The sequence below is a fragment of the Streptomyces sp. NPDC002206 genome (assembly GCF_053593595.1).
The window spans coordinates 873,740-887,538 of sequence record NZ_JBSFCW010000001.1; the positions used below are offsets into that span (position 1 = coordinate 873,740).

The following is a 13,799-nucleotide window of genomic DNA, read 5'->3' on the forward strand; positions in this document are numbered from 1 at the left end:
TGTCAGTACGACTTGGGGAGACCCAGGGACTGGTGGGAAACGTAGTTCAGGATCATTTCCCGGCTGACGGGTGCGATCCGGGCGACGCGGGCTGCGGTGATCAGGGAAGCGATCCCGTATTCGCGGGTGAGGCCGTTGCCGCCGAGGGTGTGCACGGCCTGGTCGACGGCTTTCACGCAGGCCTCGGCGGCGGCGTACTTCGCCATGTTGGCGGCTTCGCCCGCGCCGATGTCGTCGCCCTCGTCGTAGAGCCTGGCGGCCTTCTGCATCATCAGGCGGGCCAGTTCGAGTTCGATGTGTGCCTGGGCGAGGGGGTGGGCGATGGCCTGGTGGGAGCCGATGGGCTCCTTCCACACCTGTCGGGTCCGCGCGTAATCGACGGCGCGGCCGAGGGCGTACCGGCCCATGCCGAGGGCGAAGGCGGCGGTCATGATGCGTTCGGGGTTGAGTCCGGCGAAGAGCTGGAGGAGGCCCGCGTCCTCTCCCCCGCTCTCGGCTTCGCTCGAGCGGGAGGTACCCCCTCCGACGAGGGCGTCGGCGGGCAGCCGCACGTCGTCGAGGACCAGCTCGAACTGCTTCTCCGGTGCCTGGAGTTCCATGTCGATCTGCGAGCGCCGAAATCCGGGGGCGTCGCGCGGGACGATGAAGAGGCAGGGCTTGAGCTTGCCGGTCCTGGCGTCCTCGGTGCGCCCGACGATGAGGGTGGCGTCGGCGATGTCGACGCCGGAGACGAACACTTTCCGCCCGGTGAGCAGCCAGTCCTCGCCGTCGCGGCGGGCGGTGGTGGTGATGCGGTGGGAGTTGGAGCCGGCGTCGGGTTCGGTGATGCCGAAGGCCATGGTGAGGGTGCCGTCGGCGAGGCCGGGGAGCCACTGCTGTTTCTGGGTGTCGGTGCCGAAGCGGGCGATGACGGTGCCGCAGATCGCCGGGGAGACGATCATCATGAGGAGGGGCGATCCTGCCGCTCCCAGTTCTTCCAGGACTATGGAGAGTTCGGCCATGCCGCCGCCTCCGCCGCCGTACTCCTCGGGGAGGTTGACCCCCAGGTAGCCGAGCTTGGCGGCTTCGGTCCACAGTTCGCGGGGGTGGGCGCCGTCGCGTACGACGGAGGTCATGTAGTCGCGCCCGTACCGCTTTCCGAGTGCGGCGACGGCGGCGCGCAGGGCTTGCTGCTCTTCGGTTTCGAGGACGGTGCTCATGGGGTCGGTTCCTCCTGTGCGTCTTGCACGACGGCGAGCAGGGCGCCGACCTCCACCTGGAGGCCGGGTGCGGCATGGAGCGCGGTGAGGGTGCCGGAGGCGGGGGCGAGAATGCGGTGTTCCATCTTCATCGCCTCCAGCCAGATGAGGGGCTGCCCGGCCCGGACGGTGGTGCCGGGTGCGAGGCCGTCGGCGAGCCGGACGACGGTGCCGGGCATGGGGGCGAGCAGGGAGCCGGGTTCGGTGCGTTCGGTGGGGTCGGTGAAGCGGGGGAGGACGGTGAAGGTGTGCGTGCCGGTGGCGCCGTCCACGTGGACCCGGTCGTGGTGGGTGGCGAGGCGGAAGTGGTGGGTGACGCCGTCGTCGGTTTCGACGGTGACGTGTCCGGGGGTGGCGGTGAGGATCCGGGCGCCGGGGGCGTCGATCGCGCCGCTGCGGGTGGTGCGGTACGCGATCTCGTGTTCGGCGCCGTCTGGTTCGCTGCGGTAGCGCCTGATCTGCGGCTGGGAGGGGAGGTTGCGCCAGCCGCCGAAGCGGGATGTGCCGACGGCGTCCGGGTGCCGGGCGGCGTGGGCGGCGGCTGCGGCGAGGGCCGCGAGGTGCCGGTCCGCATTGTCGCCCGGGGTGCGGGTGAGGGCGTCCAGGTGGCGGTCGTAGAAGCCGGTGTCGGGGCGGGCGCCGGTGAAGTCGGGGTGGCGCAGGGACCGTACGAGCAGCTCGCGGTTGGTGACCGGGCCGTGGATGCGGGCGCGTTCCAGGGCGCGGGCGAGGAGCCGTACGGCCTGGGCGCGGGTGGGGGCGTGGGCGATGACCTTGGCGAGCATCGGGTCGTAGTGGATGCCGATGGTGTCGCCGCCGGTGTATCCGGTGTCGAGGCGCAGACCGGGTTCGTCCGGTACGTCCAGCGTGAGCAGTGCTCCGGTCTGTGGCTGCCAGTCGCGGGCCGGGTCCTCCGCGTAGAGCCGGGCCTCGACGGCGTGCCCGTGCGGGGTCGGGGGCGTGGTGGGGAGGGGTTCGCCTTCGGCGACGGACAGCTGAAGGGCGACGAGGTCGAGCCCGAAGACGGCTTCGGTGACGGGGTGTTCGACCTGGAGCCGGGTGTTCATTTCCAGGAAGTACGGGCGTCCGTCGGCGGCGACGAGGAACTCGACGGTGCCCGCGCCCCGGTAGCCGACGGCGCGCGCCGCTGCGGTCGCCGCGTCGTGCAGCCGGGTGCGCAGCGCGTCGTCGAGGCCGGGTGCGGGGGCTTCCTCGATGACCTTCTGGTGGCGGCGCTGGAGCGAGCAGTCGCGGGTGCCGAGGGCCCATACGGTGCCGTGTGCGTCGGCCATGATCTGGACCTCGACATGCCGGCCGCGTTCGACGTAGGACTCGGCGAAGACTTCGCCGTCGCCGAAGGCGCTCGCAGCCTCGGCCGTGGCGGCCGCCATCTCGCCCGGCAGTGCGCCCAGTTCACGTACGACCCGCATGCCGCGCCCGCCGCCGCCCGCCGCGGCCTTCAGCAGCAGCGGCAGGTCACCTGCGGTCGCCTGCGCCGGGTCGACGGGTGCGAGCAGCGGCACCCCGGCGGCGGCCATCAGCTCTTTGGCCCGGGTCTTGGACGCCATCATCTCGATGGCCTTGACCGGTGGGCCGACCCAGACGAGCCCGGCGTCCTGCACGGCCCGGGCGAAGCCGGCGTTCTCGGAGAGGAAGCCGTAGCCGGGGTGCACGGCGTCGGCGCCCGCCGTGCGCGCGGCACGTACGACGAGATCCCCGCGCAGATAGGTGTCGGCGGGCGCGGCCCCCGGCAGCCGTACGGCGGTGTCGGCCTCCCTGACGTGCAGTGCGTCGGCGTCCGCGTCCGAGTACACGGCGACGGTGGCGATGCCCAGGGCACGGCAGGTGCGGAAGATCCGGCAGGCGATCTCGCCCCGATTGGCGACGAGCAGGGTGCTGATCATGGTCGGCCTCACATCCGGAAGATGCCGAAGCCGCCGCGGGCGCCTTCGACCGGGGCGGTGTGGATCGCGGACAGGCAGATCCCGAGGACGGTCCTGGTGTCGCGCGGGTCGATGACCCCGTCGTCGTACAGCCGCCCGGAGAGGAACATCGGCAGCGACTCGGACTCGATCTGCTGCTCCACCATGGCGCGCAGCCCGGCGTCGGCCTCGTCGTCGTAGGGCCGTCCCTTCGCGGCGGCGGAGGCCCGGGCGACGATGGACAGCACACCCGCGAGCTGCTGCGGGCCCATCACGGCGGACTTGCTGCTCGGCCAGGCGAAGAGGAAGCGGGGGTCGTAGGCGCGCCCGCACATGCCGTAGTGCCCGGCTCCGTAGGAGGCACCCATCAGCACGGACAGGTGCGGGACCCTGGAGTTGGACACTGCGTTGATCATCATCGCGCCGTGTTTGATGATGCCGCCCTGCTCGTACTCCTTGCCGACCATGTAGCCGGTGGTGTTGTGCAGGAAGAGGAGGGGGATGTCGCGCTGGTTGGCGAGCTGGATGAACTGGGCGGCCTTCTGCGACTCCTCGCTGAACAGCACCCCCTGCGCGTTGGCGAGGATGCCGACGGGGTAGCCGTGCAGCCGCGCCCATCCGGTGACCAGGCTCGTCCCGTACAGCGGTTTGAACGCGTCGAAGTCGGAGCCGTCGACGAGCCGGGCGATCACCTCGCGCGGATCGAACGGGATCTTGAGGTCCCCCGGCACGATCCCGAGCAGTTCGTCCTCGTCGTACTTCGGTCGCTCGGCGGGTCCCGGATCGGCCTGCGCCTTGCGCCAGTTGAGCCGGGCGACGATCCGCCGCGCCTGGCGCAGCGCGTCGTGCTCGTCGACGGCGAAGTGGTCGGCGAGTCCGGAGGTGCGGGCGTGCATGTCGGCGCCGCCGAGGGACTCGTCGTCGCTCTCCTCGCCGGTCGCCATCTTCACCAGCGGCGGTCCGCCGAGGAAGACCTTCGACTGCTCCTTGATCATGACGGTGTGGTCGGACATACCGGGGACGTACGCCCCGCCGGCCGTGGAGTTCCCGAAGACGACCGCGACGGTGGGGATACCGGCGGCGGAGAGCCGCGTGAGGTCCCGGAACAGTGCGCCGCCGGGGATGAAGATCTCCTTCTGGGACGGCAGATCGGCCCCGCCGGACTCGACGAGGCTGATGCAGGGCAGCCGGTTGGCGAAGGCGATCTCGTTGGCGCGCAGGGCCTTCTTCAGGGTCCAGGGGTTGGAGGCGCCGCCACGTACGGTCGGGTCATTGGCGGTGATCAGGCACTCCACGCCCTCGATGACCCCGATGCCCGTGACGAGCGAGGCGCCCACGGCGTACTCGCTGCCCCAGGCGGCGAGCGGCGACAGCTCCAGGAACGGTGTGTCGGCATCGATCAGCAGCTCGATCCGCTCCCGGGCGAGGAGTTTGCCGCGCCCCCGGTGCCGCTCGACGTACTTCTCGCCGCCGCCCGCGAGGGCCTTGCCGTGCTCGGTGTCGAGCTCGTCGATCCGGTCGAGCATGGTGGCGCGGTTCGCGGCGTATTCGGGACTCGTGGTGTCGAGCCCGGTGGCCAGGACGGTCATGCGTGCGCCTCCGGTGCGTCGGTGGTCTCGAGCAGGGTCACGGGGATGGGGAGGTGTCGGGACCGCAGCCACTCCCCCACCGCCTTGGCCTGCGGATCGAAGCGGGCCTGTGCGGCGACGCCTTCGCCGAGCAGGCCGTGGACGACGAAGTTCAGCGCGCGGAGGTTCGGCAGGACGTGCCGGACGACGGTCAACTCGGCAGTTTCGGGCAGCAGTTCCTGGAAGCGTTCGACGGTCAGTTCGTGCGCCAGCCAGCGCCAGGCGTCGTCGGTGCGAACCCAGATGCCGATATTGGCGTCACCGCCCTTGTCGCCGCTCCGCGCCCCGGCGATACGGCCGAGGGGGGTGAGCTGCGTCAGCCCGGCGGGCAGGGGTTCGGGGAGAGCGGGCTCATCCACTTCCTCGAGCGCCTTTGTCCGTACGGGTGGTGCCACCCGCTCCCGTCGCCCGTCCGGCCCCACGGCGATGTGCTCGACGTCTTCCGCCGGTACGTACCCCGCCTCGAACACTCCGTAGGGCGCGCCCTTGCCGGGCGGGGCGGTGACATGGAAGCCCGGGTAGCTGCCCAGGGCCAGCTCGATCGCGGCCCCGGAGACCGACCTTCCGACGGCCTCCGGGTCCTGGTCGCGGACGACGAGCCGGAGCAGGGCACCGGCGGTCTCCTCGGTGTCGGCGTCGGCCCTGTCGGTACGGGCCAGCTCCCACCGCACCTCGTCGGGCGGCCCGGTACGGGACCGGGTGAGCGCCTGCGCGAACTGGTCCTGCACCAGCTGCGCCTTGGCCTCGATGTCGAGCCCGGTGAGCACGAAGACGACCTCGTTGCGCCAGCCTCCGAGCCGGGTGAGCCCCACCTTGAGGGTGGGCGGCGGGGCCTCGCCGCGCACCCCGGAGATCCGGACCCGGTCCGGCCCGTCCTGGGTCAGGCTCACGGTGTCGAGCCGGGCGGTCACGTCCGGCCCGGCGTACCGGGCGCCCGCGGTCTCGTAGAGGAGCTGGGCGGTGACGGTCCCGACGTCGACGAAGCCGCCCGTGCCGTCGTGCTTGGTGATGACGGACGACCCGTCGGCGTGGATCTCGGCGAGCGGAAAACCGGGCCGGCGGATGTCGTGGCCGCGGAAGAAGGAGTAGTTCCCGCCGGTGGCCTGGGTGCCGCACTCCAGGACGTGCCCGGCGACGACGGCCCCGGCGAGGGCGTCGTGGTCGTCCGGCCCCCAGCCGAAGTGGGCGGCGGCGGGGCCGGTGACGAGGGCGGCGTCGGTGACCCGGCCGGTGACGACGACATCGGCCCCGGCGCGCAGGCAGGCAGCGATGCCGTGGCCGCCGAGGTAGGCGTTGGCGGTGAGGAACCCGTCGGGCACGGGCAGGCTGTCGCCCTCGACATGCGCGACCCGGACCGGCACGCCCACCTTGCGCGCCAGCTCGGCGACGGCCCCGGCTAGCGCGGCCGGGTTGAGCCCCCCGGCGTTGGCAACGATCTTCACACCGCGCTCGTGGGCGAGCCCGAGGCCTTCTTCGAGCTGCTGCAGGAAGGTGGTGGCGTAGCCGCGGGCGGGGTCCTTGAGCCGGCTGCGCCCGAGGATGAGCATGGTCAGCTCGGCGAGGTAGTCGCCGGTGAGGACGTCGAGGGGGCCGTCGGTGAGCATCTCGCGTACGGCGTCGAAGCGGTCGCCGTAGAACCCTGAGGCGTTCCCGATCCGCAGCGGTGCGGCGGTCATCGGGTGCCGCCCCGTGCACCGCCGCCGGGTGCGCGGCCCCCGGGGGCGCGCCCGGGGCCGGGTGGGCCGGCGAAGGCCTGGGCAATGTCCAGCCACCGGTCGGCGTCGGCCCCGACGGCACGGACGGCGAGATCGTCGCGGTGGGCGCGCTGGGTGACGAGGAGGCAGAAGTCGTGCAGCGGCCCGGTGACACGCTGTCCGGCGTCCTCGGGCCCGAATGCGATCGCCTCACCGTCGGGGGCTTCGAGTTCCACGCGGAACTCCTCATCGGGCGCCTTGATCCCCCGTACGAGGAACGCGTAGTCACGGGCCCGCACCCCGATCCGGGCGATGTGGCGCAGCCGGGTGGTCGGGACGCGTACGGCGCCGAGGGCGTCGGCGATGTCCTGCCCGTGCGCCCAGGTCTCCATCAGCCGCGCGGTCGCCATGGACGCGACGCTCATGGGCGGCCCGTACCAGGGGATGCGGGTGCCGGGCGGGGCGGCGCGCAGGGCTCGTTGGAGCCGGTCGCGCCCGTCGCGCCAGCGTGCGAGCAGCGCCGCCGGCGCCTCGGCCACGAGCACCTCGGCGGCCCGGTCGACGAAGCTGCCGGGTGCCGCCTGTGCCTTGGCGACCTCCGCCGCGAAGGCGTCCGGGTCGGTGACGGCGAGCAGGGCGACCTCGTCGGTCCAGGTCAGATGGGCGATCTGGTGGGCGACGGTCCAGCGCTCGGCGGGGGTCGGTCCGGCCCACTGCTTGGCGCCCAACTCCCCCACCAGCAGGTCGAGTTCGTCGCTCTCGCCGCGCAGATCGTCGAGCACGGCTGCGGCATCGGACACGGTGCGCTCCCCTCGGGGCGTGGCGGTGTGCCCAGGAGCATGTCAGCGGACCAGGAAACAAGCAAGCATGCTTGCATGATTTGATGCATCCGGCTCCACGGCCGGGCCGGGACCCGGCTGCTAGCCTCCGCCGATGACTGACGAACCTCGCACCGCGGGTGTGCGTTTCGACGACAACAGGCTTGTCCTGGAGCAGTATCGGGACGAGACCGGTATCTACTACTCCTTTCCGGGCGGCGCCCCGGGCTCCGCCCCGGGTTCCTTCCGCGCCGACGGCCGGACCGCCGGGGGCACATCGGCCGCGCTCTCCCTGGCCGAGGCGCTGCACGCCCGGATCCGCCCGGTCGGCACGGCGGAGAGCGTCCTGCGCGCCTGGTCGCAGGGGGCTCCCCCGCAGGACACGGCCGCCCTGGACGACCCGACGACAGCCGAACCGACCCGGGTCCGCGGCGGCGCGATCGTCATCCGCGACCGGCGGATGCTGCTGATCCACTTCCCCGGGGACGACGGCTGCCACTACGAGATCCCGGGCGGCGGCGTCGAAGCCGGCGAGACACCGGAGGTGGCGGCGGTCCGCGAACTCCGGGAGGAGACCGGCCTGCACGGAACGGTCGTACGCGAGGTGGCCCGGATCTGGCGGGGCGGCACCCGGGGCCACTACTTCACGATGGAGGCAGAGGGCGAGGTGGGCGAACCGGAGACCCTGGACAACTACGGTGGCGTCCCGGCCTGGGTACCGGTCTCCGACCTGCCCACCACCCCGGTCTGGCCCCGCCGCCTGTCCTGGCGGATCGCCCACTGGCACGCCTCCGGCTGGCCGGCGCCTCCGGCGGAACTGGCGGATTCGGTCTGGGACCTGGACGCGGCCTGCGGATGGTGACGGCAGCCCCCTGACTCCGCAGCAGGACTTTGCTGTCCGCCCACCGACTGGGCCGTGCACCTGCGAATTGGCCCACCGCCGAGGCGGCCGCGCGCACGTACGTACCCGCCGCACCCCCACCCCGCAGACCAGCAACGACGCGCCACAGATCGCCAACTGCGGCTGTCGTGTCAGTGGGACCGCATCCGGCGCCACGCGGCCAGGGCCGCGGCGAGGGCGAGTACGGCGAGGGTTATCGCCGCTGCCAGGTAGTGGCCGGGAGTGGCCCAGGAGGGACCCGGCCAGACTTGCACGGCCACCTTGGCGGTGTCGTTGGCGGCTGTGGTGTCATGGCTGGTACGCCCGGCGTCGCCGTCGGAGACGGTGACTCGCCCGGCGTGGTGGGCGACGTTCTTGTCGATGCGGAGGGTGAAGGGGAAGGTTGTCGTGGTTCCCACCGCTCCGGCCCGCGCCGTACACACGTACCGACGTGCGCTCGGCTGTCTCGCGGACGGGATGGTCCATGGCGTGCCGTCCGGGGCGAGGGCGCGGCAGTCCTGGTCGACCAATTCCTCATCGGCTTCGGGATCGTAGGGGGAGGACACGACGGTGGTGCCCGGCGGCACCGTGAACTCCACCCGCACCGTGGCGGGCAGCGCACCGGGGCCGTCGTTGCGCACGCCGACCTGCACGGTGGCGCGGCTGCCGATCGGGCCCTTGGCGGTGTCGGCGACGGCGACCAGGTCGGCCTCGTTGCGCACCGACACCTTCAGTTCCGACGAGCTTTCGTGCGCCGTACCCGTACCGGTACCCGCACCCCGGGCGTCGACGGGCACCAGGCGGAGCACGGATCCTTCGCCGGGTCTGTACTGCGACGCCAGCGGGTCCGGGGGTACGTAGTCGGTCCCGAGGGCGGCGGCCTCGAACACGACGGTCGGGTGCGTGGCGTCACGGTCGGCCCTGAGGACTTCTCGCGCGCCGAGGCGGTAGGACGCGCCCGGGGGGATGACGACATCGGCGGACGGCAGGCGACACCACGTCGATGTGCCGCCCTTGTAACGGCAGTTGCTGTGCTTGGCGGTCGACGCTAGGCCGTCTCGCGTGTTCATGAAGAGCGAGACTCCGCGGGCGGGCACGTCGCCGGTGTTGCGGATGGTCAGTGCGACGGCGAGGCTGCCGCCCGGGTCGACGTCGAGGCGATCGGGATGTGCGTCGACCTCCAGCTTCGGCATGCCGATCATGATGCGGGTGCTTCCCGTGACGGTGGGCCGGCCGGGCGAGGTCACCCGATAGCGCAGCACCGCCGAGTCACCCGCCTTGGTGCCCTTCGCGGGACTCACGCGGAAGGACCCTCCTCCGGCGGGGGTCCCGTTCTGCCCCTCGCAGTGGAAGACCGGCAGATGGATGGGACAGGTGTCCATCGTCTGTTTGATGACCGCGATGCCCTTCAGGTCGCCGGCGTCGAAGGTGACCGTGGCATCGGCCGCCTCGACGTGCAGCTCGGGGGTCTCGGCGGTGCTGTGGGGGTCGTGCGGGACGTAAAGGACCGATGGCGCGACAAGCTCGGGCCCGGAAGACGGTGCGCAGCCGACGAGGCCCGCCGGCAACGCGGCCAGGAGAATGATCGGCCCGACGGCCGCACGGAACAGCGCAATTGGGGCGGCAGCTCCCTGTCGTCCCACCGTGCGACAGCACTTGGCTCCCTCAGACGTGTCCACCGGATCACCCTGCCAGGAGGACATCACGTCCGTGCATCGGTACGGTCACATGGCTCTGACGTGCGGAAAGAGGCGGGGCGCCTGACGGTGACGCATGGTTGGCCACGCCGTTCCCGGCTCTGCGGCCAAGCCCTCGCGCCGGTGTCGTTCGGCTATGGCCCGCAGGGGATGCTCACTCCTGCGGACCCTTTCGCGCCCGGAGCACGGTCCCGGACGACCTGAACCAGCCGTCACCCACATGAGGGCGAGCCCGGCACGCGCGCTCTTCCCCCGGCCTCACCTGCGCCGATGACAGGCCTGAGTACGTCTCCTGCTCGCCGGATGTGCGTCCGTCGACCTCAGATCTGGTTCAGGCCGCCGTCGACGTACAGGCTCGAACCGGTTATGAAGCTGCTCTGGCCGGAGGCAAGGAAGAGCACGGCGGCGGCGATCTCCTCCGGGCGGGCCAGCCTCCCCAGCGGCACCTGACTGGCCAGATACTGCTTGAACTCCGCTGCCTGCTCCGCGTCGGCCTGAAGCCCTGACAGCCCAGGGGTTTCGGTCGGGCCGGGGGCGATGGCGTTGACTCGGATGCCACGTCCCTTGAGTTCGTTGGCCCAGGTCCGGGCGAACGATCGGGTGGCCGCCTTGGACGCCGCGTACACGCCGAACGCCGGCGCGCCGGAGTCCGCGCTGGTGGAGCCGTTCAGGATGACCGAGGCGCCGTCGTTGAGTACCGGCAGGGCCTTCTGGACGGTGAACAGCGTGCCGCGGACGTTGACGCCGAAGTGGATGTCGAAGTGCTCTTCGGTGATGTCCTCCAGCGGCACGAACTCGGCGATGGAAGCATTCGCGAACAGCACGTCAAGTCCCTTGCCCCGGCTACGGATCGCCTCGTACAGCCGGTCCAGGTCGTCCAGGTTCGAGATGTCACCCACCACCGCGGTGGCCGCCGCCGCCCCGATCGCTTCGACGGCCGCGTCGAGTTCGGTCTTGCGCCGGCCGGTGATGAACACGTGAGCACCTTCGGTGGCCATCCGCTCCGCGCCGGCCAGGCCGATTCCGGTGCCGCCGCCGGTGACGAGGGCGGTCTTTCCTTCAAGCAGTCCCACGGTGAACATTTCCTCTCGATTTATGCATCGATCACTACAGAATATGGACAGCAGTGCTCCCGTGCCGGATAGGCACAGAAGGGGGTGTTGGGGTGATGCCCGGTGCCGTCGGGACGGACAGCACGGGCGGGTCAGGCGATGACGATCGGACGCGCCTGGGCTAGATGGGCGGCCAGTTCCTCACGTGTCTGGTGCAGGTGCGCGTTCCACGCGGGCCGGCCGGGGCCGCTGCGCCAGGACTCGCTCAGCGGGCTGTTGTCGACGGTGTCGAAACCGAACTCGTCATACAGGCGTGTCACCAGCTCCACGGCCTCGGGAAAGTCGCTCGAGACCGACAGCGCGTGGCGGCCGGGCGTGCCCGCCGGGCTGCCCGAGGCGAAGAACCGTGGAGCCTGGATGTGCGTGAAGGCCTTCGCCACCTTCGAGGCGGGAAGCTGCTCCTGACGCAGCTCGTGCACGGTCTTCTCGCCCGAGTCGACGACGGGGTAGTGGCCGTCGCGCCAGGGCATGTAGTTGTTCGTGTCGAGCACGATCTTGCCCGCGAGCTGTTCCACGGGCATGTTGTTGACCAGCTTGAGCGGGACCGCCACGATGGCGAAATCAGCCGCCGCGGCGGCGTCGGCGGCGGTCGCGGCGCGCGCCGAGGGTCCGAGCCCGGCGATGAGCCGGGTCAGGGTCTGCGGGCCGCGGGAATTCGCGATGACGATGTCGTAGCCCTGCTCGATCGCCGCACGCGCGAGCGTGCTGCCGACCTCACCCGCGCCGATGATGCCGATTACGGTCATGGATCCTTACCTCAAAAGTCCCGGTGAGACGACGTGTCGCCGCCCGGCCCGGTATCGGCCGAGGCTGCCGCGCATGAGAATGACCTCCTAAAAATTCCGCATCGATCGATGCGGAACCCAGACCGTAGCACTTCCGGAGCGATCGATGCGAAAAGTTCTGCATCGATCGCTCCGGAAGAGGTAGAGTGCGCAGGGTGGCGACCAAACAGAGCGGTCCGATCGGCCGGCCCCGAGCATTCGACACCGAGGCAGCGCTCGAACGAGCCATGCTCTTCTTCTGGGAGCACGGCTACGAGGGCGCCAGTCTGACCGGCCTGACCAAGGCGATGGGCATCTCCACCACCAGCATGTACGCGGCCTTCGGCAACAAGGAGGAACTGTTCCGCAAGGCCCTGGAGCGCTACGACGAAGGCCCGAGCGCCTACCTGACCCGGGCACTGGAAGAGCCGACCGCACTCGGCGTCGCGACCACCGTCCTGACCGGCACCGTGCGCACCACCACGCGGCCGGCCCAACCCCACGGGTGCCTGGGCGTCCAGGGCGCCCTGGTCACCGGCGCCTCCAGCAGCAGCGTCCGCGACCTCCTCGCCGCCTGGCGCAACGACGGCTGCAACCGCCTCCGTGAGCGGTTCCAGCAAGCCGTCGACGAGGGCGACCTGCCCCCCACGACCGACGCGGGACTACTGGGCCGGTACGTCAGCACCCTGGCCTTCGGCATCGCCGTGCAGGCCGCAAGCGGTATCGGTCGCGACGAACTCCAGAGCATGGCCGACGCCGCCCTGGAAGCCTGGCCACCCTTCTAGCCAGAAGGGCTGTCCCGCAATCCCTGGCGGGCGCGCGACGACAGCCACGGCACCTCGCCGCGTTGTCGGAACGTCCGAATACGCCCCGTACGATGACGCCCCTCCGCCTTGCGATGCACCGCATCCGAAGCCACGCGCCGTTACTCCAGGGATTACGGGACAGCCCTCAGGAATTCGCCTTCGCGCGGCGGCCGGCGCCCACCTGGCTGCGAACCGCACCCATGCTCGCCCCGATGACCAGCGCGATCGCCAGCGCGTCGGTGGCCGTCAGGGCCTGGTCGAGGATGAGGAAGCCGGCCGTCGCCGCGATGGCCGGTTCCAGGCTCATCAGTACGGCGAATGTGTGCGCGGGCAGCCGGCGCAGCGCCATCAGTTCCAGGGTGTACGGGAGCACCGAACTCATCAGCGCCACCGCCGCACCCATCGCCAGTGTCGACGGGACCGCCAGCTTCGCGCCCGATTCCAGGATGCCCAGCGGCAGTGACAGCACCGCGGCGACCACCATCGCCAGGGCCAGACCGTCGGCCTGCGGGAAGCGGCGGCCGGTGCGGGCGCTGAAGACGATGTACGTCGCCCACATCGCCCCCGCGCCCAGCGCGAACGCCGCACCGAGCGGGTCCAGCCGGTCGAAGCCGCCGCCCCCCAGCAGGAACACCCCGCCCAGCGCGAGCCCCGCCCAGACGAAGTTGATCAGGCGGCGGGAGGCGATCACCGAGAGCGCCAGCGGGCCGAGCACCTCCAGGGTGACGGCCGCGCCCAGCGGAATGCGGTCGAGAGCCTGGTAGAAGAGCATGTTCATGGCGCCCATGGCGATGCCGAACGCGACCACCGTGCCCCAGTCGGCCCGCGAGTGGCCGCGCAGCTTCGGGCGGCAGACGACCAGCAGGACGACCGCGGCGACCACCAGCCGGAGCGTGACCACCCCGAGCGCACCGGCCCGGGGCATCAGCAGGGCTGCGACCGCCGAGCCGAACTGCACGGAGAGGCCGCCCGCGACCACCAGGGCCACCGGAGCGAGCGCCGCCCTGCGGCCGCCCGGACGCACGGGGCCCCCGTCGAGGGCGGACACCGCCTCCGGTACGGCGACGGCTGCTGCGGCCGGCTGTGCGGCACTGCGCTGGTCGTTCACGTGGCGGCCTTCGTCCTCGATGGGCTGAGCAGGGTCGGGTTCACTTCATTGCACTGCACGATTGAAGATACTGCACTCTTGCGGCTCGGGCCGTTTCTTTACGGTAGAGACCTCCGCGCGGCGCGTGAAATG

Annotated in this window: 11 protein-coding genes; 2 read left to right on the top strand and 9 right to left on the bottom strand. The window is 71.3% G+C overall.

Features of this window, described 5'->3' with window-relative positions; translation table 11 throughout:
• Positions 1-2: 2 nt before the first annotated feature.
• The 5 genes from ACWCP8_RS04130 to ACWCP8_RS04150 are packed head-to-tail and all read right to left on the bottom strand — an operon-like array spanning position 3 to position 7,282.
• Positions 3-1,199, bottom strand: a complete 1,197-nt coding sequence (locus ACWCP8_RS04130; protein WP_451114054.1) for an acyl-CoA dehydrogenase family protein — start codon at positions 1,197-1,199, stop codon at positions 3-5.
• Positions 1,196-3,142 (bottom strand): acetyl/propionyl/methylcrotonyl-CoA carboxylase subunit alpha, encoded by a 1,947-nt coding sequence (locus ACWCP8_RS04135; protein ID WP_451114055.1) that lies wholly within the window; start codon positions 3,140-3,142, stop codon positions 1,196-1,198. Before ACWCP8_RS04135 ends, ACWCP8_RS04130 begins: the two co-directional genes overlap by 4 nt.
• 8 nt (positions 3,143-3,150) lie before the next feature.
• Positions 3,151-4,749 (bottom strand): acyl-CoA carboxylase subunit beta, encoded by a 1,599-nt coding sequence (locus ACWCP8_RS04140; RefSeq protein ID WP_352265917.1) that lies wholly within the window; start codon positions 4,747-4,749, stop codon positions 3,151-3,153.
• Positions 4,746-6,464: an acyclic terpene utilization AtuA family protein gene (locus ACWCP8_RS04145; protein WP_451114056.1), complete on the bottom strand. Its 1,719-nt coding sequence runs from the start codon at positions 6,462-6,464 to the stop codon at positions 4,746-4,748. Before ACWCP8_RS04145 ends, ACWCP8_RS04140 begins: the two co-directional genes overlap by 4 nt.
• Positions 6,461-7,282 (bottom strand): TIGR03084 family metal-binding protein, encoded by an 822-nt coding sequence (locus tag ACWCP8_RS04150; protein WP_451114057.1) that lies wholly within the window; start codon positions 7,280-7,282, stop codon positions 6,461-6,463. Before ACWCP8_RS04150 ends, ACWCP8_RS04145 begins: the two co-directional genes overlap by 4 nt.
• Positions 7,283-7,415: 133 nt before the next feature.
• Between ACWCP8_RS04150 and ACWCP8_RS04155 the strand changes: the two genes are divergently transcribed.
• Positions 7,416-8,162, top strand: a complete 747-nt coding sequence (locus ACWCP8_RS04155) for an NUDIX domain-containing protein (RefSeq protein WP_352265923.1) — start codon at positions 7,416-7,418, stop codon at positions 8,160-8,162.
• A gap of 170 nt (positions 8,163-8,332) precedes the next feature.
• Here the strand turns inward: ACWCP8_RS04155 and ACWCP8_RS04160 are convergent, their stop codons facing one another.
• The 3 genes from ACWCP8_RS04160 to ACWCP8_RS04170 form a co-directional block, all read right to left on the bottom strand.
• Positions 8,333-9,823 (bottom strand): hypothetical protein, encoded by a 1,491-nt coding sequence (locus tag ACWCP8_RS04160; RefSeq protein ID WP_451114058.1) that lies wholly within the window; start codon positions 9,821-9,823, stop codon positions 8,333-8,335.
• 374 nt (positions 9,824-10,197) lie between these two features.
• On the bottom strand, positions 10,198-10,950 hold the full coding sequence (locus ACWCP8_RS04165) for an SDR family oxidoreductase (RefSeq protein ID WP_451114059.1): 753 nt from the start codon (positions 10,948-10,950) through the stop codon (positions 10,198-10,200).
• A gap of 131 nt (positions 10,951-11,081) precedes the next feature.
• A complete protein-coding gene (locus ACWCP8_RS04170) occupies positions 11,082-11,735 on the bottom strand; it encodes an NADPH-dependent F420 reductase (protein WP_451114060.1) in 654 nt (217 codons plus the stop codon).
• Between the two features lie 194 nt (positions 11,736-11,929).
• Here ACWCP8_RS04170 and ACWCP8_RS04175 point away from each other — a divergent pair, with 194 nt between their 5' ends.
• On the top strand, positions 11,930-12,538 hold the full coding sequence (locus ACWCP8_RS04175) for a TetR/AcrR family transcriptional regulator (protein ID WP_352265927.1): 609 nt from the start codon (positions 11,930-11,932) through the stop codon (positions 12,536-12,538).
• Positions 12,539-12,704: 166 nt separating this feature from the next.
• Here ACWCP8_RS04175 and ACWCP8_RS04180 read toward each other — a convergent pair whose 3' ends face one another.
• On the bottom strand, positions 12,705-13,667 hold the full coding sequence (locus tag ACWCP8_RS04180) for an EamA family transporter (RefSeq protein ID WP_352265928.1): 963 nt from the start codon (positions 13,665-13,667) through the stop codon (positions 12,705-12,707).
• Between the last annotated feature and the right edge of the window lie 132 nt (positions 13,668-13,799).

What these genes read in the sequence shown, in the direction of transcription:
- ACWCP8_RS04130 (WP_451114054.1), bottom strand. Translation starts at nt 1,199, where the DNA reads ATGAGCACCGTCCTCGAAACCGAAGAGCAGCAAGCCCTGCGCGCCGCC.
- ACWCP8_RS04135 (WP_451114055.1), bottom strand. Translation starts at nt 3,142, where the DNA reads ATGATCAGCACCCTGCTCGTCGCCAATCGGGGCGAGATCGCCTGCCGG.
- ACWCP8_RS04140 (WP_352265917.1), bottom strand. Translation starts at nt 4,749, where the DNA reads ATGACCGTCCTGGCCACCGGGCTCGACACCACGAGTCCCGAATACGCC.
- ACWCP8_RS04145 (WP_451114056.1), bottom strand. Translation starts at nt 6,464, where the DNA reads ATGACCGCCGCACCGCTGCGGATCGGGAACGCCTCAGGGTTCTACGGC.
- ACWCP8_RS04155 (WP_352265923.1), top strand. Translation starts at nt 7,416, where the DNA reads ATGACTGACGAACCTCGCACCGCGGGTGTGCGTTTCGACGACAACAGG.
- ACWCP8_RS04170 (WP_451114060.1), bottom strand. Translation starts at nt 11,735, where the DNA reads ATGACCGTAATCGGCATCATCGGCGCGGGTGAGGTCGGCAGCACGCTC.